The organism is Streptomyces sp. NPDC101191 (assembly GCF_044767915.1).
GTDB lineage: Bacteria > Actinomycetota > Actinomycetes > Streptomycetales > Streptomycetaceae > Streptomyces.
Window position 1 is genome coordinate 1091762 of the sequence record NZ_JBIWOU010000002.1, and the last position, 24996, is coordinate 1116757.

Consider the following 24996-nt stretch of genomic DNA (forward strand, 5'->3'; position numbering starts at 1 on the left):
CTGTCCAACTCTTCCAAGAGGAAAGCATTGTTCCGCCCACTGGCTCAACCGACGGGCGAGAGGCTGGACCATTGGTACAGTCGAGACGGCGAGGCTACGACCAGAGGAGGGCCAACGGACCATGGCGGTGGACGAGCTGGACACCCGCATCCTGCGGCTCCTCATCGAGCAGCCGCGCACATCCGTGCGCGAGTACGCACGGATCCTCGGCGTGGCCCGCGGCACCGTGCAGGCGAGGATCGACCGCCTCGAACGGGACGGCGTGATCACCGCCACCGGTCCGGTGCTCTCCCCCGCCGCGCTCGGGCACCCGGTGCTCGCCTTCGTGCACATCGAGGTCACCCAGGGCCACCTGGACGACGTGGGGGACGCGCTGGCGGGCGTCCCGGAGATCGTCGAGGCCTTCTCCATCACGGGCGGCGGCGACCTCCTGACCCGCGTCGTGGCACGGGACGCCGGACACCTGGAGGACGTGATCCAGCGGTTGATCCAGCTGCCCGGCGTGGTCCGCACCCGTACGGAGATCGCGCTGCGCGAGCGGGTGCCGCACCGCCTGCTGCCGCTCGTCGAAGCCGTGGGGCGAAGGGCCCGCTGAACCGGGCCGACGCCTCGGGGAAACCGGCGAGCGGCGCCGGAGCGGCCGCGCGGCGCCCGGCGTTCATAGGTTCCTCCAGGCCGCTCGGCAGGTGCCAGGACGATGCGCCACAGTTGATTGCAGATGAGATGCCACCGGGCCTAATGTGGCGCACATGCAGTCCTACACCATCGGACAGGCCGCGCGCCTGCTGGGCGTCAGCCCGGACACCGCGCGCCGCTGGGCCGACGCCGGCCGGGTCGCGACCCATCGCGACGAGGGCGGCCGCCGGCTCATCGACGGCCGTGCCCTGGCCGCGTTCTCCATCGAGATCGCCCAGGGCGGCACCGGGGACGACGAGGAGCCGTACACCTCGGCCCGCAACGCCTTCCCCGGCATCGTGACCGCCGTCAAGCTCGGCGACATCGCCGCCCAGGTCGAGATCCAGGCGGGCCCGCACCGGCTCGTCTCGCTGCTCACCCGTGAGGCGGTGGAAGAGCTGGGCCTCGAGGTCGGCATGCAGGCCACGGCCCGCGTGAAATCGACCAGCGTCCACATCGACCGCGTCTGAGCGACCCGCGCCCCGCTCCGCTCGCGGGGTGCGCCCGCCCGCTCCGGACACCCGCGGCGCACCGCCCGGTCCGCCGGGCCCCGGCCGCTCGGCCCGCAGGGACGCCTCGGGCCTCCCGAACGCGATCCCGCGTGCCCCGTCCCCGTAACCGGCGCCGCCGTTCCGTCACCGGCCGCGCCGGGCCCCTTCGTCCAAGGAGTTCCCCCGATGTCCCTCCTGCCCACCCGCACCGGACGCCGCGCCCTCGTCGCGGCCGTGACGGCCGGTCTGCTGCTGCCGCTCGCGGCCTGCTCGAACGACGACGGCACCGCGAAGGACGGCGGCTCGCCGGCCGCCGGCGCCTCCGCGAAGAAGACCGAGCTGACGGTCCTCGCGGCGGCTTCCCTCACCGACGTCTTCAAGACGGCCGGCGCCGCCTACGAGACGTCCCACCCGGGGACGAAGATCACGTTCTCCTTCGCCGGCTCGCAGGAGCTCGTCGCCCAGGTCGCGCAGGGTGCCCCCGCCGACGCCCTGGTCACCGCCGACACCAAGAGCATGGACAAGGTGAGGGCCGACACCGGCGCCCCGACGGTCATCGCGAAGAACCGGCTGGTCATCGCCACCGCCGAGGGCAACCCGCACAAGGTCGGCAGCCTCAGGGACCTCGCGGACCCCAAGCTGAAGGTCGTCCTGGCCGCCCCCGAGGTGCCGGCCGGCAAGTACAGCAAGAAGATCCTGGACGCCCAGAAGATCACGGTGAAGCCCGTCTCGCAGGAGCCCAACGTGCGCGCCGTGCTGAGCAAGGTCGGACTCGGCGAGGCCGACGCCGGCCTGGTCTACAAGACCGACGCCGAGAGCGCCGAGGACAAGGTCGACGCCGTGGAGATCCCCGACGACCAGAACGCCCTCGCCACGTACCCGGCGGCCGCGCTCAAGGACGCGAAGAACGCCGAGGCCGCGGCCGCGTTCGTCGCCTGGCTGTCCTCGCCGGAGGCGCAGAAGATCCTCCAGGACGCGGGCTTCCAGAAGCCGTAGGGAAGGCCGTCACGGCAGCCGGGACCGAGGCTGCGTCCGAGCCGCGGGGGGGGGCCCGACCCGGGGGGCGGGGCGCCCCCCCCCCGGGGAGACCCCGGACCAGCGCGGAACAGACCCCCCCCCCCCCACGCCCCCCCCCGCCCCGCGCGGCGCGCGCTCGCGACCCCCCTGGCGGGGGGGTCCCACCCCCTGTTGGGACGGCCGACCGGGCCCCGGGTCCCGCGGCGGGGGCCGGGGGGGGGGGGCGCCCCGTCCGGGGGGGCGGGCCCCCCCCCGCCCGTGGAACACCAGGAACGAGCGATGAACAGACCCCGCACCCCGATCGCCCTCGCCGTCCCGGCGCTGCTCGCGATCGCGTTCCTGATGCTGCCGCTGATCGGCATCCTGGTGCGCACCGAGTGGAACGAGCTCGGGACGCATCTGACCGGGCCGGGGACGGTGGAGGCGCTCAAGCTCTCGCTCCTCGTCTCCTTCTGGGCCCTCGGCCTCTCGCTGCTGCTCGGCGTGCCGCTGGCCTGGCTGCTCGCCCGGGTGCCGTTCCCCGGCAAGGCCTTCGTCCGCTCGCTCGTGCTGCTGCCGATGGTCCTCCCGCCCACGGTCGGCGGTGTCGCGCTGCTGCTCGCTTTCGGGCGGCGCGGACTGCTCGGGCCGTGGCTGGAGGACACCTTCGGTCTGACCCTGCCCTTCCACACCTCCGGCGCGGTCGTCGCGGCGACCTTCGTCGCGATGCCGTTCCTGGTGATCAGCCTGGAGGGCGCGCTCGCCGGGCTGCGGCCGCGGTACGAGGAGACGGCGGCCTCGCTCGGCGCCTCGCCCGTACGGGTCTTCCGCACGGTCACCCTGCCCATGGTCGCCCCGGGGCTGCTCGCGGGTGCGGCGCTCACCTGGGCACGGGCGCTCGGCGAGTTCGGGGCCACGATCACCTTCGCCGGGAACCTGCCGGGCACCACCCAGACCCTGCCGCTCCAGGTGTACCTGCTGCTCCAGGACGAACCCGAGGCGGCGACGTCCGTCTCCCTGCTGCTCCTCGCCATCGCCATGGGCGTCCTCGTCGCGCTGCGCGGCCGCTGGACGGGTACGCCGCGGAACGTCCGGTCGGCCGCCGCACCGGTCGCGGACGATCCGGCGGCCCCGGACGGCGCGGCCGCCCCCGCCACCGCGCGGGCCGGTTCCGCAGCCGCGGTAGGGGACGGCGCGGCCACCGGCACGGGTGCCCGGCGCGCGGACGGCGGGGCCGGTCCCACGGACGGCCGCCCCACGGAGGCCGGGACCGGCTCTACGGGCGGCGGGGACACCGAGCGCTGGGCGCTGCACGCCGAGGTGAGCGGCTTCGCCCGGCTCACCCTGGACGCCGGGCCCGGCACCACCATCGCCGTCGTCGGCCCCAACGGCGCCGGCAAGACCACCCTGCTGCGGGCCCTGCTCGGCCTCACCCCGCGTGCCCACGCCGAGCTCACGCTCGGGACCACCGACGTCACCGACCTGCCTCCGCACCGCCGGCACGTCGCCTGGGTGCCGCAGGACGGGGCCCTGTTCCCGCACATGAACGCCCTCGCCAACACGGCGTACGGGCTGCGGGCCCGTGGCGTGCCGCGCGCCGAGGCCCGGCGCGCGGCACAGACCTGGCTGGACCGGCTCGGGGTCGGGCACCTCGCCCAGCGCAGGCCCGCCCAGCTGTCCGGCGGGCAGGCGCAGCGGGTCGCCCTGGCCCGCGCGCTCGCCGCGCGGCCCCGGCTGCTGCTGCTCGACGAACCGCTGGCCGCCCTCGACCAGACCACCCGCGCCCAGGTACGGCACACCCTGCGCACCCACCTGGCCGGGTTCGGCGGGGTCTGCCTGATCGTCACGCACGACCCCGTCGAGGCGGTGTCGCTCGCCGACCGGGTGCTCGTCCTCGAGGACGGGCGCGCCCTGCAGGACGCCGCGCCCACCGAGGTCGCGCGGCATCCGCGCTCGCCCTGGGTCGCCCGGATGCTGGGCAGCAACGCGTGGCCCGGAAGGACCACCGCCGACGGCCTCGCGCTCACCGGGGGCGGCACGCTGGTGGCGGCCGATCCGTTGCCGCAGGGCGCCGAGGTGCTCGCGATCATCCCGCCCGAGGCGGTCGCCGTGCACCGCGAACGGCCCGGCGGCAGCCCCCGCAACGTCTGGCCCGGCACCGTGCGGGAGATCACCGCCAGCGGCAGCAGGCTGCGGGTGCTGATCACCTCCGATCGGGTGCCGCCGCTCGTCGCCGAGATCACGCCGCAGGCGGCCGCCGAGCTCGGCCTCGCGGACGGCACGGCGGTGTGGACGGGCGTGAAGGCCACCGAGGTGACCGTCGTGACCCTCTGAGCGGGCGTCGCCCCCTCCGCGGCCCGACTCCGGCCCGGCGTCGCGCCCCGTCTGGCCCGGCGTCGTGCCCTCCCGCCGGACTCACGCCCGGCGGCGCCCCTCCGGCTGGCCCAGCGGCGCCCCTCCGAAACATCACGACCGTGCGTCCTGGCACGGCGTCCCGGCAGGACGTCCCGGCAGGGAGGAAATCGCTGTCGCGGGGCGCTGGGCGTGTGGCAGGGTGCCGGACGCAACGGCCGTCGACCCTGGAGCGTTCCGTGACCCTCCCGCCCCGCCTCGTCCCCCTCCTGGAGCAGTACGACTTCGCGCGCGAGCGGCTCGTGAACCGGCTCAACGGTCCGCTGATGAACAGCGGCAACGGGACGGACGTCCGGGTCGGTCCGATCACCGACGCCGAGTACCTGTGGGAACCGGTGCCGGACTGCTGGTCGGTACGCCCCCGCGAATCGGGCCCCGGCGCACGCGCCACGGTCCTCACCGGCGCGGGCGACTGGGGCCGGGACGCGACGCCGCCCCCGCACCCCGAGCCGGCGCCGTTCACCACGATCGCCTGGCGGCTGAGCCACCTCGTGGAGATGTTCGTGCTGCGCACCGACCACACCGTCGGCGGCCACAGCCTGACCCGGGACGACTTCCGCAGCCGCGGCGACGCGGCCTCGGCCGTGACCGACCTCGAGGAGTCCACGGCGGCCTGGCGCAAGGCACTCGTGGCACTGACCGACGCGGACCTGGACACGGTGGGCTACAGCACCTATCCGCACGGCGGCGACCCGGACGAGGCGTTCGTGGACGTCGTGTGGTGGATGAACCAGGAACTGCTCCACCACGGCGCCGAGATCGCCCTGCTCAGGGATCTGCACCGGGCCGGCGGCGCGGGCCGCTGACCCCTGCTGCGACCCGGTCCCGCGTGGGACGATGGGAGCAGACCCATCCTCGCGCGAGCAAGGAGGCGCCATGTCCAGGATCAAGGCCTCCGTCGACATCGACCGGCGTCCCGAGGACGTCTACGCCTACGTCACCGATCCGACGCACCTGCCGGAATGGCAGGAGAGCGCGGTCAAGGTGAGCCGGATCGGCGGCACCCCGGGGGCCGCCGGACAGAAGGTCAGGGTGACGCGGCACATGGGGCGCCGCGACATCGACACGAACGTGGAACTCACCGCGATGGACCCGCCGCGGAGTTGGCACGTCCACGGCACCGACGGTCCTATCCGCCCCGACCTCCAGGGCACCATAGAGCCGCTCGACAACGGCACGCGCTCGCGGGTGACCTTCGACCTCGACTTCGAGGGCCACGGCATCGGCAAGGCGCTGGTCCCGCTTGTCGTCAAGCCGGCGATGCGCAAGGAGATGGCACGGGACGAACGACATCTGAAGGAGATTCTGGAGCGCGGCGCACCCGCCTGAGCAGGCACGCCCCCCCGCGCACCCCCGCACCCCCGCACCCCCGCACCCCCGCACCCCCGCACCCCCGCACCCGCCGACCGTCTCCCGGACGGACCGCACCACCGCGTGCCGCTCGGCCGGCCCTCGTCCGGGATCCGGCCGGCCCTCGTCCGTGATCCGACCGCCCCCGTCCGGGATCCGGCCGGGGGCGGCCGGGCCGGCCCCCGGGGCGGAGGCCCACCGGCCGGACCGTCAGGCGCGTCCCCTCGTCTCGGCGCCGTTCGTCGTACGGGCGAGCAGCATCGCCACGTCGTCCTGGGCCGGCCCCTCGGGGAGCCCGGCCAGGAGTTCGTCGCACAGTGAGTCCAGCGGCCGGTCCATGTCCCGCAGCGCCAGGGCGACCCTCGCCATGCCCTGGTCGAGGTCGCGGTCCCGGGACTCGATGAGGCCGTCGGTGTAGAGGACGAGCAGGCCGCCGGTGGGCAGGGCGACCTCCTCGGTGCCGAACTCGTGGGCGCCGGTGCCGAGCGGGGTGCCGGGCGGACCGTTCAGGAAGGTGACGGTGCCGTCGGGGGTGACGACGGCCGGCGGCGGGTGCCCCGCCCGGGCGATCGTCCACACGGCCGTGGCCGGGTCGTGGACGGCGTACACGCAGGTGGCCATCTCGTCCTCGCCCAGGTCGGCGACGACGGCGTCCAGGGAGCGCAGCATGCGGGCGGGCGCGATGTCGTGCCGGGCCAGGGTGCGCACGGCGGTGCGGAGTTGTCCCATCACGGCCGCCGCGTGGATGCCGTGGCCCATGACGTCGCCGATGACCAGGCCGGTGCGGCCGCCGGGGAGGGCGACGACGTCGAACCAGTCGCCGCCGACGTCGTGGTCGCTCGCGGGGAGGTAGCGGCCGGTGAGCTCCAGGCCGGTGACGTCGGGCAGCACGTTGTTGGTGAGGCTGCGCCGGAGCGTGAGGGCGGCCTGGCGCTGGGTGGTGTAGAGGCGCGCGTTGTCGATGTTGAGGGCGGCGCGGGCCACGACCTCGTCCATGAGGACCCGGTCCTGCTCGTCGAAGGGTGTCCGGGTGCGCAGCCGGGTGACCGAGACCGTGCCGAGCACCTTGCCCCGCGCGACCAGCGGGATCAGCCGGGCGGAGCCGATGCGGGTGGACAGGTACCGGCGGAGTGCCTCCAGCCGGGGGTCCCGGATGAGCGCCGGGATGTCGCCGACCCTCAGGTCCATGGCACGGGCCTCGGTGATGACCTCCTCGTACACGGAGTCGAGCGGGATCTGGAAGGTCTGGCCGACGGCGAGCAGCGCGGTCGGTGCGGTGGGGTCGGGGAAGCCGGCGGCGAGGCGGCGCAGGACACCGCGCGTGGCGGCGGTGGACTCGTCGGGGTCCAGGACGGCTTCAAGGAGCTGGACGTCCGCGGAGTCGGCCAGCTTGGGGACGAGGAAGTCGACGACCTCCTCGGCGGTCTGCCGCAGGTCGAGGGTGGTGCCGATGCGTTCGCCGGCCTCGGCGAGCAGCGCGAAGCGCTCCCGGGCCCGTTCGACCTCGATGTGGGCCTGCTGGCTCTCGGTGATGTCGATGACGGAGGCGATGATGCCGAGGAGCCGCCCGCCGTGATCGAAGAGCGGGGCGTAGGAGTTGGACCAGATGTGGTCGTGGCCGGGGTCGGCCGGGGTCCGGCCGGCCCGGCGGGCGTCTATGACGGGGTGGCCGCTTTCCAGGACCTGCCGCATGAGCGCTTCGAGCGCGCCGGCGTTGACGCCGGGCACGACCTCGGTGAGCCGGAGGCCCACGTGTCCGGCGGGCGGGACGCCGTTCATCTGCGCGAGGGCGTCGTTGACGCGGAGGAAGCGCAGGTCGGGGCCGAGGGTGGCGAGGCCGATGGGCGACTGGGTGAAGAGCGATTCGAGGGCGGCGAGGGAGTCGCGCATCTTCACCACCTGCGAGGTCTCGAAGGCGATCAGCATGGCGCCGGGGCGCCCGGCCGGGTCGGCGGCGGGCACGATCCACATCTCCATGACGACCGAGTGGCCGTCGCGGTGCCGTACGGGGAGGGTACCGACGACGGTCTCGCCGGACTGGACCTTGCGGGTCAGCCGGTCGGCCAGCTCACGGTTGGCACTGGGCACGAGGATGGGGGCGGCGGGCCGGCCGATGACGTCCTCGGGGCGGTAGCCGAGCAGGTCCTGCGCGGCCAGCGACCACTCGACGATGAGGCCCCGCGCGTCCTCCCGCCAGAGGGCGATCGGCAGCAGGTCGTTGAGCACGCCCGCATATCCGACGGCCGCCCTGGGCGGCTGCGGAACCCTGCTCGGCGACTGGTGAGTGTCCAACGCATCGACCTACGCATCGGCCGGGCCCTGTGGGGCGCATCCCGCGATACTTACCGATTCACCCTATCCGAGACATACCGGACGGGCGCTGCGCAGTCCGCCGACCGCGTTCGCCGGGCGCGCGCCTTTTCACGTCACGGTCCGCGCCACGGGGTGCACGGGGGTACGACGGACGGGTCGGGGCCCGGATTCCGTAGTTCTACGGATGTGCGAAGGCGGGGGATTCTGTCAGAGTCGGGGGACAAAGATCGAGATGTATGCGCATCCATGTACTTCGAGGAACCCGAGATCGCCCCCGACAAGCCCCACACGTTCCAGGTCGATCTGCGTGGCCTGGTGGACCTGCTCTCCCACCACCTCTACTCCAGCCCGCGGGTCTTCCTGCGCGAGCTGCTCCAGAACGCCGTCGACGCCCTCACCGAGCGACGCGTCCACGAGCCCGACGCTCCCGCCCACGTCCGCATTCACGCGGACGGCACGAGCCTGCGCATCACCGACACCGGCATCGGCCTGACCGAGACCGACGTCCACACCCTCCTCGCCACCATCGGCCGCAGCTCCAAACGCGACGCCGCCCACGGCCTGGAGACCGCCCGCACCGACTTCCTCGGCCAGTTCGGCATCGGCCTGCTCGCCTGCTTCGTCGTCGCCCGCGAGATCCGCGTCGTCTCCCGCTCCGCCCGCACCCCCGACACACCGCCCGTCGAATGGCGCGCCCACGACGACGGCTCCTACACCGTCCGCACCCTCCCACCCGGCGAACACCCCCACCCCGGCACCACCGTCCACCTCACCGCCCGCCCGGGCACCGAGGAGTGGCTCACCCACGACCGCGTCCTCACCCTCGCCCGCGACTTCGGCTCCCTCCTCCCCCACGACATCCGGGTCGCCGACCAGCCCGTCAACGACCTCCCCGCCCCCTGGGACCGCACCCACCCCTCCCCCGCCGCCCGCCGCGCCGCCCTCGCCGCGCACTGCGAAAGCCTCTTCGGCTTCCGGCCGCTCGACTCCATCGACCTCGACCTGCCGCTGGTGGGGCTGCGCGGGATCGCCCACGTCGTCCCCTGGCAGGTCAGCCCCGCCCACCGCGCGGACCACCGGGTGCACCTCAAGGGCATGCTGCTCACGGAGCGCGCGGACGGGCTGCTGCCCGACTGGGCCTACTTCGTGCGCTGCGTCCTCGACACCGACACCCTGCGCCCCACCGCCTCCCGCGAGGCCCTCGCCGAGGACGAGGCCCTGGCCTGCGTGCGCGAGGCCCTGGGGCGGGCCGTCCGCGACCGGCTCGCCGAGCTGGCGGCCACCGACCCGGAACGGCTCGGCCGGCTCCTCGCCGTGCACCACCTGGGGGTGAAGTCGCTGGCCCGGCACGACGACGGGATCCTGGCGGCGCTGCTGCCGTGGCTGCCGTTCGAGACCACGGACGGCCGGCTGTCGCTCGACGAGTTCGCCCGCCGCCACCGCGTCGTCCACTTCACCCGCACCGTCGACGAGTTCCGCCAGCTCGCCGCCATCGCCGCCGCGCAGGGCGTCGGCCTGGTCAACGGCGGCCATCCCTACGCCTGCGCGCTCGTCGAGCGCCTGCCGTACGTGCGCCCCGGCACGGTCGTCACCGAACTCGACACGGGCACGGTCACCGACCGCCTCGGCCCGCTCCCGCCCGGCGCCGAGCCGGCCCTCGCGGACCTTCTGGCCGTCGCCCGCACGGTCCTGGACGCCCACCGCTGCGACGTCGACGTCCGCGCCTACCGGCCGGTGACGCTGCCCGCACTGCACCTCGACGCCGGATCCGCGCGCCCCGGACCACGGGCCGGGGCCGAGGAGCGGGCCGGGCACCGGTGGGGCACCGGGAACCGCGACGCGCCGCACGACGACGCCCCCCGCGCCCGGCTCGTCCTCAATCACAACCACCCCCTCGTCCGCCGGATCGCCACCCTCGACGACCCGCAGCTGACCGCCACGGCCGTCGAAGCCCTCTACGGACAGGCCCTCCTCACGGCCCGACGCCCGCTCCGCCCTGCGGACCACGCCCTGCTCGACCGCTCCTTCCTCGCGCTCCTCGACCGGGCCGTGCGTCCGCCGGCCGCCCGGCGCGGCGCCGCGGCGGACTCCGCCCCCGGGCACCCTGCCGGAGAGCACCGGTGAGCCCGCGCGTGCGGGCGGTGCTCACCGACCGGGCGGCGAAGGAGCTCGCGGCCGCGGGCCGGGGCGAGGAGGCGGCGGAGGCGTACGAGCGGGCCGCCGATCTGTGGCGGGCCCTGGGCGCCGTCCGCTGGGCGGCGCGCGCCCTGCGGGCCCGGGCGTGGGTGGCGCTCGACGTGTGGGGACCCGACACCGCCGAGGTGATCCTGGAGGAGGCGCTCCGTGTCTGCGAACGGGCGCACACGGCGGCCCGGAGCGACGCCGAACGCGCATGGTACGCCTGCGAGATCGGCGACAGCCGACGGCACCTGGCCCGCCTGACCCTGGAGTCCCTGCCCGGACCGACGGCCGGCGCGGAGGACTCCCCCGAGCGGTACGCGGCGGAGCTCGGCTGCCTCGCTCGGGCGCTCGACCACACGGAGCGGGCCGTGGCCGCCCTCCGCCAGGGCGGCGCGCCGGGCCGTGCCGGGGGGCTGCGGGCCGAGCTCCTCGCCGTACGCCTGGAGTGGGGGCTCGGCCGGGCCGAGGCGGCGGTCGAGCGGGCCCGGCGGGTGCGTGACGACGTAGCGGACCTGCCGGACCCCGACGGGTCGCTCGCCCTGGTCGCCGCCGAGTGCGAGGCGCTGCTGGTCGCCGCCGCGGGCGTCATCCCGACGTGGGGCCTGTGAGCCGGGCCCCGGTCAGCGCGTCGCGCGGGCCACGAGGGCGGCGAGGGCGGCCCGGCTCACCACCCCCGTCTTGCGGTAGACGCGGGCGACGTGGCTTTCCACCGTCCGGGGGCTGAGGGACAGCCGGTCGGCCACGGCCTGGTTGGTCAGGCCCTCGGCGACGAGCACGGATATCTCCCGCTCGCGCGGGGTGAGCACGGAGAGCGGTCCGGCCGATGCCGCGGCCGGGGGACACGGCGGCACCTCGGGGCCGAGGGCGGCCGTACGGGTCAGGTCGGCGACGTCGGTGAGCAGCCGCGCCCCGCCCGCGGCGGCCAGCCGCCGGCCGCGGTGCCACATCGCGGCCGCTCCGTCCGGGTCGCCGGACGCCCGGGCCACGGGCGCGGCGAGGAGCAGGGTGTGGGCCTCCCGGAGCGTCACCCCCGAGCGGGCGTAGTCGCGGGCGGCCTCGGCGAAGAGCCGTGCCGCGGCCGCCGGTTCGCCGATGTGGGCGTGCAGCCTGGCCCGACAGCGCAGGGCGGCGGCCCGCTGCACGGGCAGGCCGAGCCGGTCGGCCTCCGTCCCGGCCTGCCGGGCGGCGCGACGGGCCTCGGCCGGATCGCCGACGGCGAGCGCTGCGGCGACGAGGAGTTCGAGGAAGGTCGGGCGCAGGGACGGCTGGATGCGGGGCAGTTCGGGGCCGCCGCCCGCGGTGAGGAGGACGTCCCGCACGCGGTGCGGGTCCTCGGTGACGGGGACCGCCGTGGCGAGCAGGCTGCGGGCGAGCGTGCCCCACCAGCCTCCGCCGGGGCCCACGGTCGCCGCGGCCTCCTCCGCGGCGGCGAGTGCCTCCGGAGCGCCGACGGGGCGGGCGAACAGCAGGATCGTGGCCCGGATCGCGCGTGAGAAGCCGATCACCTCGTCGCCGCCGAGGGTCTCCGCGAGGGCGAGGGACTCGTCGGCGAGGCGCAGGGCGGAGTCGACTCGACCGGTCAGCGCGTGCACGTAACCGGCGCAGAGGAGGAGTTGGGACAGCGCGAAGGGGCGACCGGCCCGGCGGGCCAGCGTGATGCCGCGGGTCGTGTGCCGTTCGGCCGCGGCCCGGTCGTCCAGGAAGATCTCGCTCCAGCCGAGCCGCACCAGGGCCTCGCAGCACGCGGTGAGGTCGCCGTCGGTCATGGCGTCGACGAGCCCGGCCGCCGCCTGCGCGTACGCCTGCCCGTCGGCGGTCTTCCCCTCGTACGCCTCGCCCAGCGCGGCCAGCGTCAGCGCCTCGACCGCACCGGCCTCGTCCCCCCGGACCCGGGCGTCGGCCAGCACGGCACGGAGCTCGCCCCGCACCTCGGGGAACCGCGTCTCGAACAGCGCCCGGCAGCCCCACTCGACGACCAGCCTCAGCCGCAGACCGGACGTGGGCCCCGGCACCCGCCGCAGCTCACGCCGGATGAGGGCGTCGGCCTCGCGGTAGCGCCCGAGGTGCCGCTCCGTGAAGGCGCAGAGAAGCACGGCGGCCGTCCGGGGGTCGTCCCCGTCGCGGGGCGGCGCAGGATGGTGGTCGGCCGGGGGCCGGTACGGGCCCTGGGGGGAAGGACAGTGGCCCGACCGGGCTGGGTGGTGGCTCGGTCCGGCGGGGTCGTCGGCCGGCGGCTGCCCGGGCTCGCCCCCCGCCCCCGTCTCGGACGGGCCGCAGAGGGCGATCAGCCGGTGCAGCAGGTCGCGGCTCTCCGTGACCTGGCCGGCGGCGCCGAGGGCCCGGGCGCGGCGCAGTTTCAGCTCGAACCGCTCGGGGTCGTGTGCGGCGGTGTGCGGCAGGACCCGGAGCACGACGGCGAGGCGGCGGGCGGTGAGGGCGGGGTCGGTGGCCTCGGTGAGCTGGGCCGCGCGCACCAGGTCGGCGGCCGCGTCCGGCTCCCAGCGCGTGAGGTACCGCTCGATGTGCGCGGCGCGCTCGGTCACCGGGGCACCCGCCGCGGCCAGTCCCTCTGCCGCCCTCCGGTGGTACGCGCGGCGCCGCAGCGGGTCCATCGCCCGGCGCACCAGTTCGGCGAGCACGGGGTGACGCAGCGTCAGGAGGCCTCCGTCCGGGTGCGGGCGCACGACGTCGAGCCGGACCAGTTCCCGCACGGCCGTGCCGACCGCGTCCTGATCCGCTCCGGTCACAGCGGGCAGCAGGTCCGTACGCGCCCCGTCGCCGAGGAGAGCGACGGCGTCGACCACGGCGCGGGGAAGGGCGTCCAGGGGGGCGAGTTCGCCGAGCACGGACGCACGGGCGGCTCCGCTGCCGCGCCCTCCCGCCAGGGCGAGGAAGTGGGCCGGGTTGCCTCCGGCCGCGGCGTGGAGCTCGGCCACCCGCTCCCGGGGAAGTCCCGGCGCCAGCCGGACGGCGCACTCCTCCTCGTCGAGCGGACCCAGGACCATTCCCGCCAGCGTCCCGCGCTCGCTCCCCCGGGTGAGAACGGCGGCCAGCTCGGGCGGCGCCGGGGCCTCGCGGCGCGCGAGGACGAGGAGGACGGGCGCCTCGACCGGGTGCCGCAGCAGGTGGTCGAGGAGGTCGAGCGAGGCGCGGTCGGCCGCGTGCAGGTCGTCCAGGAGCACGACGAGCCCCGTCGCGGCCGCGCCGGCCAGCAGTTCGGCGGTGCGCCGGAAGGATCCGTACGGCTCCGGCCAGCCCTGCGGCAGCGCCCCGCGCGCGTGCTCGCCCGTCCCGGTGCCGTACGGAAAGGGCTCCACCTGCCCGGTGACGGACGGCCCCGGGTACGGACACGCGCCCGGCCCGGCCTGCGGCCCCTCCGCCGGCAGGTCGGCGAGCGCGTCGGCGAAGACCTGGAAGGGGGTGGCCGGAGAACCGTCCGTCGTGGCACGGCCGTGCAGCACCGTGAGGCCCGCGCGGCGCGCCCGGGCGGCGAACTCGGTGAGGAGGCGGCTCTTGCCGATGCCGGGCTCGCCCGTGATGTCGAGGGCCGTCGGCCCGTCCGGCGCGCGGCGGCGCGTCGATGCCGACAGCGACTCCAGGCGGGCCAGTTCGGCCCGTCGTCCGGCGAAGGGCGCGCGGTCGACGCAGCCCTCCTCCGCATGGGTGTTCGTCACCAGGTCCCCCGCGCACTTCGTTCCCCACCTCCCGTTGTACGGCACGCCACTGACAGCGGCTCCGCCGCCCCCCGGTGTCGGCGGCCGCGTGATCGCCTTCGCGGCAACGGGCGCGCTCGGTCGGGGCGGTGGTCGGGGGCGGTGGTCGAGACGGTGGTCGGGCGGCGGTCGGGGCGGTGGTCAAGGCGGTGGTCAGGACGGCGGTACGCGAAAGGGGCCCGGCCCGTAGGCCCGGGCCCCCGCCCGTGCGACCGGGAGCGCCGTGGCTCGGCCCCGTGAGCCGGGATCCTGCGCTCAGACCTCCGCGGTGGCGGCCCCGGCCGCGGCCGCGGCCCTGGCCTCGCCCTCCGCGCGCGAGCGCTTGCCGGTGCGGATGGTCCACAGGACGAGCACGCCGAGGGTGCCGTAGATCAGGAAGGGGTTGACGACCACCATCGTGCTGACGGTCAGGACGTAGGAGAGGACGATGCGGACGACGGCCTCGGCGAGGTAGCCGACGCCCCAGACGATCGTCATGAGGCGCATCGTGGACCGGAAGCCCTCGTACTGCCAGAGGCCGTTCCACCAGGCGTGGCTCGCGGCGGTCCCGTCGGTGGCGAAGCGGCGGCCGAAGTAGAACATCAGCGGCCGGGGCGCGAACAGGGTGGCGAGACAGAGGACGCCGAAGAGCCCGGTCACGACCGAGTCCTTGACGAGCAGGGCCCGGGTGGAGTCGGCGCCGACGAGTGAGACGACGGCCGTGAGGGCGATGAAGAAGATCGAGACGATGGCGAAGTCGTCTATCTTCCGGTGCCACGCGAGGTGGATCACGGTGTCGAGAACCGGCCAGACGCCGCTGACGAGCAGCGCGGAGGCGTCGCTCCAGCCATGGTCGGTGAGCGCACCGAAGGTGACGATGGGCGCCACGATGTTGAGGCCGACGGTGAGCGTCCAGCCGATGGCGGTGGCGGCCCCGGATCGGGCCGGTGCTGCGGGTCGCACGGGTGGTGCGGACATGGATCCCCCTGGGTCATTGCAGATCGGTGCGGCATCGGCACGCTAGGGCCGCCGAGGGGGCGTCACAAGGTGCGTCCGGCCAAAATGATCTTCAAGTTGTCCGGAACATGGCACTCCGGATGCATCCGGACCTTGCGCGTCCCCTGTCCCGGGAAGACCGCCCTGACGCGCGCGGAGCGCCGTCGGCCGCCGGAGGCTTCCCCGGCGCGCCTACGGGGTGGTGACCGTGGGCGGGGCGGGCGCGGAGGGCCAGGCGGGTGCGGGCCAGGTCTCCGGCGGAGGGCTCCAGGTGGGGCCGGACGGAGGCGCGAAGGGACCGGCCCGGTTCTCCATGAGGAGGAGCATCACGCCGGTGAGGACCAGCGTGCCGACGATGAGCGCGAGACCGATCGGATTGCGCGGATTGCAGGTGTAACGGTTCGTGCCCCACCGGCTCTTCCTGAACACCGGCTCGTGGTCGTCGTCCATCCAGGTTCCCCCCTGCCCGGTCCACGCCAGGCTAGCCTGCGGGTTCCGGGCAGGGACGACGCGACCGAAGGAGTAACGGCAGCGATGGCTCAGGACGCGCAGCGCGAGCACTGGCAGCGCACGTACGAGGCACACCCCGCCATGTACGGGGCGGAGCCGTCCGACCCGGCGCTCCACGCGGCGGACGTCTTCGCGAAGGCCGGCGCCCGGGACGTGCTGGAACTGGGCGCGGGGCACGGGCGGGACGCGCTGTACTTCGCCCGCCGCGGATTCACGGTGCGGGCCACCGACTTCAGCCCGGTGGGGCTGGGCCGGATCGCCGAGGGCGCCGAGGCCGCGGGGCTCGGCGCCCGGGTCGCGACGCAGGTGGTGGACGTACGTGAGCCGCTGCCGTTCGGGCCCGCGTCCACGGACGCCGTCTTCGCCCACATGCTGCTCTGCATGGACCTGTCGACACGGCGGATCGAGGAGCTCGTCACGGAGGTGCGCCGGGCACTGCGCCCGGGCGGCACCTTCGTCTACACCGTCCGGCACACCGGCGACGCCCACTTCGGGACGGGTCTGTCGCACGGCGACGACGTGTACGAACACGGCGGCTTCGCGGTCCACTTCTTCTCCCGCGAACTGGTCGACCGCCTCGCCGAGGGCTGGACGCTCCAGGGCGTGCACGCCTTCGAGGAGGGCGCTCTGCCCCGGCGCCTCTGGCGCGTGACGATGACGGCGCCCGCCAACGGCTGACCCCTGGGAGCGGCGCAGGCGGTGATCGTCGCCTGCGGGACGGGGCTGATCGCGCCGGGCACGGAAGGCGGGCAGCGGCAGCGACCGCGGCAAGGCCCGCCGCGAAGCCCCGCCACCTCGGGCCTATACTCAACAATGCGACTAATCGAGTATGCGAGTGTGAGGGTGGGCGCGTGAGCGAGGCGAGTGGGTCGACGGAGGGGGCGGGGGCTCCGGCCACCGCGTACCGGCGCTACGTCGCCCTGGGCGACAGCCAGACGGAGGGCGTCGGGGACGGCGACGACAGGCGCGGGCTGCGCGGCTGGGCCGACCGGCTCGCCGAGCTGGTCGCACGGTCGAGCCCGGAACTCCGGTACGCCAATCTGGCCGTACGGGGACGGCTCGCCGGTCAGGTGCGGGCGGAGCAGCTCGGACCCGCCCTGGCGCTGGAGCCCGATCTCGCCACGGTCGTCGCCGGCGTCAACGATCTGCTGCGCCCACGCTTCGACGCCGACGAGACCGCCGGGCACCTGGAGGCGATGTTCGTCGCGCTCACCGGGCAGGGAGCCAGGGTCGCCACCCTCACCTTCCCCGACCTCACCCGCATGATCCCCGCGGCCCGACCGGTCGCGCCCCGGATCGCGGCGATGAACGAGCGCATCCGGGAGGCCGGCCGGCGGCACGGCGTCACCGTCGTCGAGACCGGCCACCACCCGGTCGTCACCGACCCCCGGCTGTGGAGCAGGGACCGCCTGCACGCCGGCCCGCTCGGCCACGCCCGGATCGCCGCCGCCGTCGCCGAGGCCCTCAGGCTGCCGGGCAGCGACGACTCCTGGGCCCGTCCGCTGCCGCCGAGGGGAGTGCGGCCGGCCACCGGGCTGCTCGCGGTCGGGGTGGAGGTGGCCTGGGCGGGCACCTTCCTCGGCCCCTGGCTGGGCCGCCGCCTGCGTGGCCGCTCGTCCGGCGACGGCCGTACGGCCAAGCGGCCCGAGCTGTCGCCGGTGACGCCCGTTTGACCGGAGCGGCGGCCGGGGAGACTCGCTGGATTCACGGCGATCTCTGCGTGATCACGACAACCGAGCCGAGGGCAGAGCAGTGAGTCACGACCACCCGGGCCGTCAGCCGGACCCGTACGGGCCCCCGCCGCGCCGGGGCATGTCCCCGGGCGCCCTGATCGCCCTCGCCGTCGGGATCCTCGTGGCGCTGCTCGTCGCGCTCGGGGTGGCGCTCGCCGGCGCCGGCGAGGGTGACACCGACGGCAAGGCACCCGCCCCGACGCGCACGACGACGCGGCCGCCGGCCGCGACTCCGTCGACGGAGCCCACGGAGTCCACGTCGCCGCACCCCCCGAGCAGCAGGAAGCCGGGGAAGCAGGCCCGCCTCCCCGACTTCGCCGGCAAGGGCCTGCAGTTCGCCCAGGACGAGGCCCAGTCGCTCGGCTTCCGCACGCTCACCTCCCACGACGCGTTCGGCCGGGGCCGCGCCCAGGTCCTCGACCGCAACTGGAAGGTCTGCTCGCAGACCCCGGCCCCCGGCAGCCACCCCACCGACGTCAGGGTGGACTTCGGCACGGTGAAGCTCGACGAGACCTGCCCCGCCACCGACACCGGCACCCCGCCCGACACCGAACCCGGCGGCGCCCTGCAGGACTTCGCCGGCACGTCCGTGAAGGTCGCGCGCGGGGCACTGCCGTCGAACGTGAGCCTCACCGTGAAGGACGCCCTCGGTGACCGCATGGTCCTCCTGGAGTCCCACTGGAAGGTGTGCGCGCAGAGCCCCGCGGCGGGCACCACCCTCGACGGCCGCCCGATCACGCTGACCGCGGTGAAGTTCGAGGAGAAGTGCCCGTAGGGCCGGTCCGGCGGTTCCCGCCGGGTCCGGCCGGCCCGGCGCTCGTCGAGGCCGGCGTCGCCACTCGGCGTGTGACGCCCACGGCCGGCCGTCGGGTGAGGGGGGCGGCGACCGGTGCGGAGCGCCGCCAGGGCGGCGGCGACCGGTGCGGAGCGCCGCCAGGGCTCCGGATGCGGGGGGTCCTCGGGGGCCAGGGCCGCTGCCCGAAGGAGGGTCTCCCACGGCGAGCGCTTCCGTGCGGCGTTCGGCGGCACCCGCCTGGAGCCGCGCGGGGGCCGCGCCGTCTCAGACGCCGGCTGAGCGCCCGATCCGCGTCGGGTCCCAGCCGCGGCGCGGGACGGAATCCAACAGCAGCCGGGTGTAGGGGTGTTCGGGGGCGCCGAGCACCCGCGCCGTCGGGCCCGCCTCCACGACCGCGCCGTGGCGCAGCACCACGAGATCGTCGGTGATGTGGCGTACGACGCCGAGGTCGTGGGTGACGAAGAGGAAGCCGACACCGGCCTCGCGACGGATCCGGGCGAGGAGTTCGAGGATCTGGGCCTGGATGGAGACGTCCAGGGCCGCGACGGCCTCGTCGAGGACCAGGATCCGCGGCTCGGCAGCGAGCGCCCGGGCGATGGCCACGCGCTGGCGCTGGCCGCCGGACAGGCCGCGGGGCAGCGCCGCCGCCTCGCGCGGGCCGAGGCCGACCTGGTCGAGGAGTTCGGCGACCCGGGCCTCGCGCGCGGCGGGGGCGAGCCGGAAGTGCAGCCGGAGCACCTCGTCGACGCAGCCGCCGACGGTGATCCGGGGGTCGAGGGAGAGGTACGGGTCCTGGAACACCATCTGGATCTCGCGCGCCCGGGCGAGCCGCTCGGCCCGGCCACGGGGGCGGGCCGAGCGGTCGCGGCCGTCGAGGGTGACCGTGCCGGCGTCGGCGCGTTCGAGGCCGACGAGCATCCGTACGGTGGTCGTCTTCCCGCTGCCGGACTCGCCCACGATGCCCAGGGAGGAGCCGGGGGCGAGGGTGAACGACACGTCGTCGACGGCGGTGTGGTCGCCGTACTCCTTGCGGAGTCCCGCGACGACGAGCCCGGGGGTCGCGGTCACTGGAGTATCCCTTCGTCGGCGCGGTGACAGGCGGCGAGCCCGTCGCCGTACGCGGTGAGCGCGGGCACCTGCTCGGTGCAGCGCGGCTGGGCGTGTGCGCAGCGGGCGGCGAAGGCGCAGCCGGGCGGCGCCTCGCCGACGGAGACCGGGCGGCCCTCGATGGGGCGCGGCGCGGGGGCGTCGGCGTCGATGCGCGGGGTGCAGGAGAGAAGGCCCGCCGTGTAGGGGTGCCGGGGGCGGTCGAAGAGCTCGGTGGTGGAGCGGGTCTCGACGATCCGGCCCGCGTACATGACGTAGACCCGGTCGCAGATGGCGGCGGCGAGTTCCAGGTCGTGCGTGACGAAGAGGAGCCCGGTGCCGCGCTCGGCCTGGAGGCGGGTGAGGATCGCGATGATCTCGGCCTGGGTGGTGACGTCGAGCGCGGTGGTCGGCTCGTCGGCGACGATGAGCGCCGGGTCGGCGGCCAGGGCGGCGGCGATGACGACGCGCTGGAGCATGCCGCCGGAGAACTCGTGGGGGTAGCGGCGCAGGGCGCCGCGCGGGTCGCGGATGCCGACGGCGGCGAGGAGTTCCTCGGCACGGGCGGTGGCCCGAGCGGCGGGGGTGCCGGCGGCGCGCAGGCCCTCGGTGACGAAGTCCCCGACACGGCGCAGCGGGTTGACGGAGGCGCGCGGGTCCTGGAAGACCATGGCGACCTCACGGGCGCGGAGGGAGGCGAGCGAGCCGCGGTCCATGGAGAGGACGTCGCGGCCGCCGACCCTGACCTGGCCGGTCGTACGGGCCTTGGCGGGGAGCAGGCCGAGGACGGTGCGGCAGGCGACGGACTTGCCCGAGCCGGACTCGCCGACGAGGCCCACGGTCTCGCCGGGAGTGACGGTCAGCGAGACGCCGTCGAGGAGGGGGCGGGCGGCCCGGCCCTCGGGAAGCCGGAGGGTGAGCCGGTCGATCTCCAGGACCGGCGACGCGACGGCGGACCGTCCGGGGTTCCGCGGGGAGTTCTGCAGGTCGGTCATGCGTCAGCGCTCCCGCTTCGCGATCCGGTCGGCGATGCCCTCGCCGACGATGCCGAACGCCACGACGGCGAGGACGATGCAGAAGGACGGCGCCAGGGCGGGCAGCATCGCGCCCATCTGGAGCGCCGACTGGCCCTCGTTGATCATGGCGCCCCAGTCGGCGGTCGGCGGCTGCACGCCGAAGCCGAGGAAGGACAGGGCGGCCAGGTCCATCAGGGCGTAGCCGAAGTTCATCGCCGACTGGGCGAGGACGGTCGGCGCGATGTTCGGCAGCAGGTGGCGCAGGCAGATGGTCCAGCCGGACCAGCCCTGCACCAGGTACGACTCGATGTAGGGCCGGGCCTTCTCCTGGCGCGCGATGCCCCGGACGAGACGGCCGACGTACGGGGTGTACGCCACGGCCATGGCGATGACGGGTGCGGTCATGCCGGAGCCGAGCACCGCCACGAGCATGATCGCGAGGAGCATGCCGGGCAGGGCGAAGACCAGGTCCATGGAGCGGGACAGCACCGCGTCGGCCCAGCCGCCGCGCCAGCCGGCCAGCACACCGAGGGCGGTGCCGAGCACGGTGGAGACGGCGACGACGAGGAGCGGGCCGAGCAGTCCGGTGCGGGCGCCGTGCAGCAGCCGGGACAGGATGTCGCGGCCGGACTGGTCGGTGCCGAGCAGGTGGTCGCCGCCGGTGCCGACGAGGCTGGCGGACAGGTCCATGGCCTCGGGGTCGTACGGGGCGAGCAGCGGCGCCAGCGCGGCGACGGCGACGAGCGCCACGAGGAGGAGCACGGCGGCCGTGAACATCGGGCCCTGGCCGAGGGCCCGCAGGCGGCGCAGGCCGGGGCGCCTGCGCAGCGGGACCGCGGGGTCGGCCGCCCCGGGGTGTGCGGTGAGGGTCATGAGGTGCCTTCCCCGTGGAGGGTGAGCCGGGGGTCGATGAGGGGCGCCAGCAGGTCGACGGCGAGGTTGACGAGGACGAAGGCCGCGACGCTGAGGAGGGTGACGGCCTGGACGACGGCGAAGTCCTGGGCGGTGACGGACTGGACGAGGAGGGAGCCGAGGCCGGGGACGTCGAAGGCGGTCTCGACGATGGACGTGGTGACGAGGAGTCCGGCGAGCATGGTGCCGCCGACGGTGACGACGGGGCCGAGGCTGTTGCGGAGGACGTGCCGGCGGACCACGGTCCGGCCGGCGACGCCGCGGGCGCGGGCGACGTCGACGTGTTCGCGGCCGAGTTCGTCCAGCATCGCGGAGCGCGTGACGCGGGCGAGGAGTCCCGCGAAGGTCGTCGCGAGGGCGAAGGCCGGCAGGGTGAGGTGGTGGAGCCGGTCGCCGAGCCCGTCCGGGGTGCCGCCGGGGCCGGGGAACCAGCCGAGGTGCACGGAGAAGAGGGAAACGAGCCCGATGGCGCTGACGAACGAGGGCGTCGCGGTGGCGATCCCGGTGCCGATGAGGACGGCCCGGTCGACGATTCCGGGCCGCAGCGCGGCGAGCGTCCCGGCGGCGACCCCGCCGACGGCGACCAGCAGGGCCGCGTAGCCGACGAGCAGGACCGTGCCGGTGAGGCGCGAGCCGAGGAGCGTGGAGACGTCCTGGTGGTACTGGGCGGAGCGGCCGAAGTCACCCTGCAGTACGCCGCCGAGCCACTTGGCGTACTGCACGGCCAGCGGGTCGTCGAGGTGGTACTCGGCACGGAGCGCGGTGACGGTCTCGGGGGTGGCGGGACGCCCGTGGAGCAGGAAGGAGACGGGGTCGCCGGGGGCGAGGTGGACGCTCGCGAAGACGACGAAGGACGTGACGAGCAGGACGCCGAGGAGGCCGGCGACCCTGCCGAGGAGGTAGCGGGGCATGCCGTTCATCAGTTCGCGGCGCCGATCGTCGCGGCCCAGGGGTAGTAGAGCTGGGCGATGCCCGCGGGCGCGCCGGTGACCCGGCTGCCGAGGAAGACGGAGTACGGGGCCTCGTAGATCGGGATGATCGGGAGCTCGCGCATCGCGATCCTCTGGAGCTCCTGCGTGAGGTCGGAGCGGGCGCCGGGGTCGGCGGCGGCGTTGGCGCGGTCGAAGGCGGAGTCGTAGACCGGGTCGGACCAGTTGCCGTAGTTCCCGAAGTCGCCGGTGCGCAGGTACTGGTAGAACTCGAGCGGGTCGGGGGTGTTGTCGTACCCGCTGGTGATGACCAGATCGAGTCCCTTGCGGGCGTTCGGGTCGACGAAGATGCTGCTGTACGCCTCGGGTGCGACGGCCTTGAGCGTCACGTCGAGCCCGATCTGGCGGCCCGCGGCCTGGACGGCGTTGGCGACGACACTGATCTCGGGGGCGAGGGTGCTGGTCACCAGGGTGATCTTCTTGCCGGTGGCGCCGGCCTCCTCGACGAGCCGCTTCGCTCCGGCCACGTCGTAGACGGGCTCGTCCAGTTCCTTGAAGTAGCCCTCGGTCCGCTCCGGGAGGAGCGCCCAGGCGCCGCGGGCGGTGGGGGCCTTGGCGGGGATGCCGATGCCGCCGGCGGCGGCCTTGATGATGTTCTGGCGGTCCAGGGCCATCGAGAGGGCCTTGCGGACCTTCAGGTCGCCGAGGGTGCCCTTGAAGTCGAGGACGGCGAGGTTGGACGTGGCGGTGTTGGGGCCGAAGTAGAGCTTGCCCTTGGTGGTGGCGCGCAGCTGGGCGAAGGAGGACGAGGGGACCATGTATCCGCCGTCGGCGGTGCCGGAGAGGAAGGTGTTGGTGCGGGCGGCCGGGTCCTCGACGAAGGTGAAGCGGACCGTGTCGGTCTTGGGCGTCAGCTTCTTGTCCCAGTAGCGGGCGTGCTTCTTGAGGGTGATGGACTCGCCCTGCTGCCACGTGTCGAGGGCGTAGGGACCGGTGCAGTTGACCTTGCCTCCGGGGACTCCGTACTCCTTGCCCGCCTTGGCGAGGAAGGCGGCGCTCTCAACGGTGCCGGGCGAGGCGGCCATCAGCTCGTTGAGGAGGACGTCGGGCTTGGTCAGCCGCAGGGTGACCTCCAGGGGCCCGGTCTTCTCGACCGCCTTGACGTTCTTGAAGGCGGATCCCCACGGCGAGCCGGTGGCGGGGTCCATCTGGCGCTTGAGGGAGGCGACGACGTCGTCGGCGGTCATGACCGTGCCGTCGTGGAAGGTGACGCCGGAACGCAGCGTGTACACCCAGACCAGGGGGTCGGGGTTCGTCCACTTCACCGCGAGTCCGGGCTCGACCTTCAGGTCGGGGGTGACCCGCAGCAGCTGCTCGCAGACGTTCGCGAGCACGGTGTTCGGCGGGTAGTCGTAGGCCTGGGCGTAGTCGAGGGTGTACGGCTCGGCGTACAGCGACCAGGTGATCCGGGGGAGCCCGCCCTTCGCGGCGGGCGAGAGCGGCGTGACGGTGTACGAGCCGGCCGCCGCACCCGCGGGCTGGGTGGCGCCGGAGCAGGCGGAGGCCGTGACGGCGAGGGCCGCGGTACAGGCGAGGGTGGCGAGGAGTCTGGGCGTGCGCAAGGAGACCCACCCCTTTACGGGTGTAGTGACGGGCGCTGGGGATTGGAGCGAGTATTGATGCGGGAACGTTCCCGCACAAGACTTCCGGACAGCTTTGCGGGAACGGTTTTGCAATGGTCAGCGAGGTGGCAGCATCGGGGCGTGACCACACGTGAACGCTCTGGAGGGCATGCCGGGGAGAGCCCCGGCGGCGGCGCCGCGCGGGTACGGCTCGTCGACGTGGCCCGCGAGTCCGGCCTCTCGAAGACGACCGTCTCGGCCGCGCTCAACGGCACCGGCCGCCTCTCCCCCGCGGTGCGGGAGAAGGCGATCGAGACCGCGCGCCGCATGGGCTACCGGCCCAACGCCGCCGCGCGGCAGTTGCGCGCCGGACGGGCCCGGCTCATCGGCTACGTGGTCGGCGAGTTCGCCGGCGAACCGTGGACGTACCTCGACTCGCCGTACTTCGCGCGGCTCACCAGTGCGACGGCGTCCGCCGCGCTCCGGCACGGGTACGCCCTGGTGATGCTCCCCGCGGGAACACTGCAGCGGGAATGGGCGGACCTGGCGCTCGACGCGGTGATCGTCGCCGACCCGGTCGAGGACGACCCCCTGGTGGAGGACTTCCTCGCCGCCCGCATCCCGGTCTTCAGCGACGCCTCGGTCGCCGGCCGGCCGGGGGCGCACTGGGTCGACCTGGACGTCGCCGCGGCGGTACGGGAGTCACTGGACCACCTGCGCGCGAGCGGCGCCCGGCGGACCGCGCTCGTCCTGCCCGACAGCACGACCCGCTTCCACCGCGAGGTGCTCGCCGCCTACCGCGCGTGGTGCGCGGAGAGCCAGCCGGAACTGGTCACGCTCGTCCCTGAACCGGGCAACGGCCCCGTGGTGTGGGCGGTCGAACAGGCCCTCACCTCCGAGCCGCGGCCCGACGGCCTGTTCGTGGTCGCCGAGGCCAGCCCGCCGCTCGTGATGGACGCGGCCCGCCGGCTGGGGCGCGGCGTGCCCTCGGACCTGCGGGTGGTCTGCGTCAGCGAGGACGACTCGGCCGCCCACGCGGACCCGCCGGTCAGCACCCTGAGCCTGCGTCCGGCGGATGTCGCCGAGGCGGGCATCACCCTGCTCGTCACCGCCCTGGAAGGCGGTGGCAGCACCCCCCCGGGTGTGCTGCTCACCGCCCGGCTCCAGGTGCGGTCCTCGTCCGGTCATGAGAGCGGGCCTCCTGGTCGGTGACTCGGATGCGGGCGACGGCGTCAGGTCGTGCAGACCCTGGCGCCGCCCCCGCGGGGCGAGCGGGGTGCGGGGCG

At 75.0% G+C, this 24996-nt stretch carries 21 protein-coding genes; 12 read left to right on the top strand and 9 right to left on the bottom strand.

Features of this window, described 5'->3' with window-relative positions:
* Window positions 1-121: 121 nt before the first annotated feature.
* The 6 genes from ACIRQF_RS11785 to ACIRQF_RS11810 all read left to right on the top strand — a co-directional run bounded on the left by ACIRQF_RS11785 (window position 122) and on the right by ACIRQF_RS11810 (window position 5903).
* A complete protein-coding gene (locus tag ACIRQF_RS11785) occupies window positions 122-595 on the top strand; it encodes an Lrp/AsnC family transcriptional regulator (RefSeq protein ID WP_376631498.1) in 474 nt (157 codons plus the stop codon).
* Between the two features lie 154 nt (window positions 596-749).
* The gene (locus tag ACIRQF_RS11790; RefSeq protein ID WP_404091217.1) at window positions 750-1145 is read left to right on the top strand and encodes a molybdopterin-binding protein; all 396 of its coding nucleotides are present in this window, start codon (window positions 750-752) and stop codon (window positions 1143-1145) included.
* A 207-nt stretch (window positions 1146-1352) separates the two neighbouring features.
* Window positions 1353-2162, top strand: coding sequence for a molybdate ABC transporter substrate-binding protein (modA, locus tag ACIRQF_RS11795; protein ID WP_404091220.1), 810 nt, complete (start codon window positions 1353-1355; stop codon window positions 2160-2162).
* Between the two features lie 300 nt (window positions 2163-2462).
* Complete coding sequence (locus ACIRQF_RS11800; protein WP_404091222.1) at window positions 2463-4496, top strand: ABC transporter permease; 2034 nt, start codon at window positions 2463-2465, stop codon at window positions 4494-4496.
* Window positions 4497-4753: 257 nt separating this feature from the next.
* Window positions 4754-5380, top strand: coding sequence for a DinB family protein (locus ACIRQF_RS11805; RefSeq protein ID WP_404091225.1), 627 nt, complete (start codon window positions 4754-4756; stop codon window positions 5378-5380).
* 70 nt (window positions 5381-5450) lie between these two features.
* A complete protein-coding gene (locus ACIRQF_RS11810) occupies window positions 5451-5903 on the top strand; it encodes an SRPBCC family protein (RefSeq protein ID WP_376631508.1) in 453 nt (150 codons plus the stop codon).
* Window positions 5904-6134: 231 nt separating this feature from the next.
* Here ACIRQF_RS11810 and ACIRQF_RS11815 read toward each other — a convergent pair whose 3' ends face one another.
* A complete protein-coding gene (locus ACIRQF_RS11815) occupies window positions 6135-8216 on the bottom strand; it encodes a SpoIIE family protein phosphatase (protein WP_404091228.1) in 2082 nt (693 codons plus the stop codon).
* A 267-nt stretch (window positions 8217-8483) separates the two neighbouring features.
* Between ACIRQF_RS11815 and ACIRQF_RS11820 the strand changes: the two genes are divergently transcribed.
* Together ACIRQF_RS11820 and ACIRQF_RS11825 are read left to right on the top strand one after the other, a co-directional pair.
* Window positions 8484-10361: an HSP90 family protein gene (locus ACIRQF_RS11820; protein ID WP_404091231.1), complete on the top strand. Its 1878-nt coding sequence runs from the start codon at window positions 8484-8486 to the stop codon at window positions 10359-10361.
* Complete coding sequence (locus tag ACIRQF_RS11825; protein WP_404091234.1) at window positions 10358-11026, top strand: hypothetical protein; 669 nt, start codon at window positions 10358-10360, stop codon at window positions 11024-11026. The genes ACIRQF_RS11820 and ACIRQF_RS11825 overlap by 4 nt, the downstream gene beginning before the upstream one ends.
* Window positions 11027-11038: 12 nt before the next feature.
* On the opposite strand, the gene ACIRQF_RS11830 is transcribed toward ACIRQF_RS11825, so the two are convergent.
* The 3 genes from ACIRQF_RS11830 to ACIRQF_RS11840 all read right to left on the bottom strand — a co-directional run bounded on the left by ACIRQF_RS11830 (window position 11039) and on the right by ACIRQF_RS11840 (window position 15556).
* A complete protein-coding gene (locus ACIRQF_RS11830) occupies window positions 11039-14092 on the bottom strand; it encodes an AAA family ATPase (RefSeq protein ID WP_404091236.1) in 3054 nt (1017 codons plus the stop codon).
* Between the two features lie 294 nt (window positions 14093-14386).
* The gene (locus ACIRQF_RS11835; protein ID WP_404091239.1) at window positions 14387-15088 is read right to left on the bottom strand and encodes a VC0807 family protein; all 702 of its coding nucleotides are present in this window, start codon (window positions 15086-15088) and stop codon (window positions 14387-14389) included.
* 210 nt (window positions 15089-15298) lie between these two features.
* Window positions 15299-15556: a hypothetical protein gene (locus ACIRQF_RS11840; RefSeq protein WP_404091242.1), complete on the bottom strand. Its 258-nt coding sequence runs from the start codon at window positions 15554-15556 to the stop codon at window positions 15299-15301.
* A gap of 84 nt (window positions 15557-15640) precedes the next feature.
* Here ACIRQF_RS11840 and ACIRQF_RS11845 point away from each other — a divergent pair, with 84 nt between their 5' ends.
* From ACIRQF_RS11845 to ACIRQF_RS11855, 3 genes are all read left to right on the top strand, one after another.
* Entirely contained in the window at window positions 15641-16294 is a 654-nt protein-coding gene (locus ACIRQF_RS11845; RefSeq protein WP_404091244.1) for a class I SAM-dependent methyltransferase, read from the top strand.
* A 173-nt stretch (window positions 16295-16467) separates the two neighbouring features.
* Window positions 16468-17289 (top strand): SGNH/GDSL hydrolase family protein, encoded by an 822-nt coding sequence (locus tag ACIRQF_RS11850; protein WP_404091246.1) that lies wholly within the window; start codon window positions 16468-16470, stop codon window positions 17287-17289.
* 79 nt (window positions 17290-17368) lie between these two features.
* On the top strand, window positions 17369-18124 hold the full coding sequence (locus ACIRQF_RS11855) for a hypothetical protein (RefSeq protein WP_404091249.1): 756 nt from the start codon (window positions 17369-17371) through the stop codon (window positions 18122-18124).
* Window positions 18125-18409: 285 nt separating this feature from the next.
* Here the strand turns inward: ACIRQF_RS11855 and ACIRQF_RS11860 are convergent, their stop codons facing one another.
* Genes ACIRQF_RS11860 through ACIRQF_RS11880 form a run of 5 tightly spaced genes read right to left on the bottom strand, consistent with a single transcriptional unit; the run spans window position 18410 to window position 23710 of the window.
* The gene (locus ACIRQF_RS11860; RefSeq protein WP_389753007.1) at window positions 18410-19213 is read right to left on the bottom strand and encodes an ABC transporter ATP-binding protein; all 804 of its coding nucleotides are present in this window, start codon (window positions 19211-19213) and stop codon (window positions 18410-18412) included.
* The gene (locus ACIRQF_RS11865; RefSeq protein WP_404091252.1) at window positions 19210-20226 is read right to left on the bottom strand and encodes an ABC transporter ATP-binding protein; all 1017 of its coding nucleotides are present in this window, start codon (window positions 20224-20226) and stop codon (window positions 19210-19212) included. The genes ACIRQF_RS11860 and ACIRQF_RS11865 overlap by 4 nt, the downstream gene beginning before the upstream one ends.
* Before the next feature lie 3 nt (window positions 20227-20229).
* Window positions 20230-21120 carry an ABC transporter permease gene (locus ACIRQF_RS11870; RefSeq protein ID WP_389753011.1) on the bottom strand — a complete coding sequence of 297 codons (891 nt, stop codon included), beginning with the start codon at window positions 21118-21120 and terminating at the stop codon, window positions 20230-20232.
* Window positions 21117-22070 (bottom strand): ABC transporter permease, encoded by a 954-nt coding sequence (locus ACIRQF_RS11875; protein ID WP_382479151.1) that lies wholly within the window; start codon window positions 22068-22070, stop codon window positions 21117-21119. Before ACIRQF_RS11875 ends, ACIRQF_RS11870 begins: the two co-directional genes overlap by 4 nt.
* 8 nt (window positions 22071-22078) lie before the next feature.
* Complete coding sequence (locus ACIRQF_RS11880; RefSeq protein WP_404091256.1) at window positions 22079-23710, bottom strand: ABC transporter substrate-binding protein; 1632 nt, start codon at window positions 23708-23710, stop codon at window positions 22079-22081.
* 141 nt (window positions 23711-23851) lie between these two features.
* Between ACIRQF_RS11880 and ACIRQF_RS11885 the strand changes: the two genes are divergently transcribed.
* The gene (locus ACIRQF_RS11885; protein WP_404091259.1) at window positions 23852-24922 is read left to right on the top strand and encodes a LacI family DNA-binding transcriptional regulator; all 1071 of its coding nucleotides are present in this window, start codon (window positions 23852-23854) and stop codon (window positions 24920-24922) included.
* Window positions 24923-24996: the final 74 nt, after the last annotated feature.

Bases quoted from the DNA above. Each gene is read 5' to 3' on its own strand.
- ACIRQF_RS11785 (WP_376631498.1), top strand. From the start codon at position 122: ATGGCGGTGGACGAGCTGGACACCCGCATCCTGCGGCTCCTCATCGAG.
- ACIRQF_RS11790 (WP_404091217.1), top strand. From the start codon at position 750: ATGCAGTCCTACACCATCGGACAGGCCGCGCGCCTGCTGGGCGTCAGC.
- modA (WP_404091220.1), top strand. From the start codon at position 1,353: ATGTCCCTCCTGCCCACCCGCACCGGACGCCGCGCCCTCGTCGCGGCC.
- ACIRQF_RS11800 (WP_404091222.1), top strand. From the start codon at position 2,463: ATGAACAGACCCCGCACCCCGATCGCCCTCGCCGTCCCGGCGCTGCTC.
- ACIRQF_RS11810 (WP_376631508.1), top strand. From the start codon at position 5,451: ATGTCCAGGATCAAGGCCTCCGTCGACATCGACCGGCGTCCCGAGGAC.
- ACIRQF_RS11820 (WP_404091231.1), top strand. From the start codon at position 8,484: ATGTACTTCGAGGAACCCGAGATCGCCCCCGACAAGCCCCACACGTTC.
- ACIRQF_RS11835 (WP_404091239.1), bottom strand. From the start codon at position 15,088: ATGTCCGCACCACCCGTGCGACCCGCAGCACCGGCCCGATCCGGGGCC.
- ACIRQF_RS11840 (WP_404091242.1), bottom strand. From the start codon at position 15,556: ATGGACGACGACCACGAGCCGGTGTTCAGGAAGAGCCGGTGGGGCACG.
- ACIRQF_RS11845 (WP_404091244.1), top strand. From the start codon at position 15,641: ATGGCTCAGGACGCGCAGCGCGAGCACTGGCAGCGCACGTACGAGGCA.
- ACIRQF_RS11865 (WP_404091252.1), bottom strand. From the start codon at position 20,226: ATGACCGACCTGCAGAACTCCCCGCGGAACCCCGGACGGTCCGCCGTC.
- ACIRQF_RS11870 (WP_389753011.1), bottom strand. From the start codon at position 21,120: ATGACCCTCACCGCACACCCCGGGGCGGCCGACCCCGCGGTCCCGCTG.
- ACIRQF_RS11875 (WP_382479151.1), bottom strand. From the start codon at position 22,070: ATGCCCCGCTACCTCCTCGGCAGGGTCGCCGGCCTCCTCGGCGTCCTG.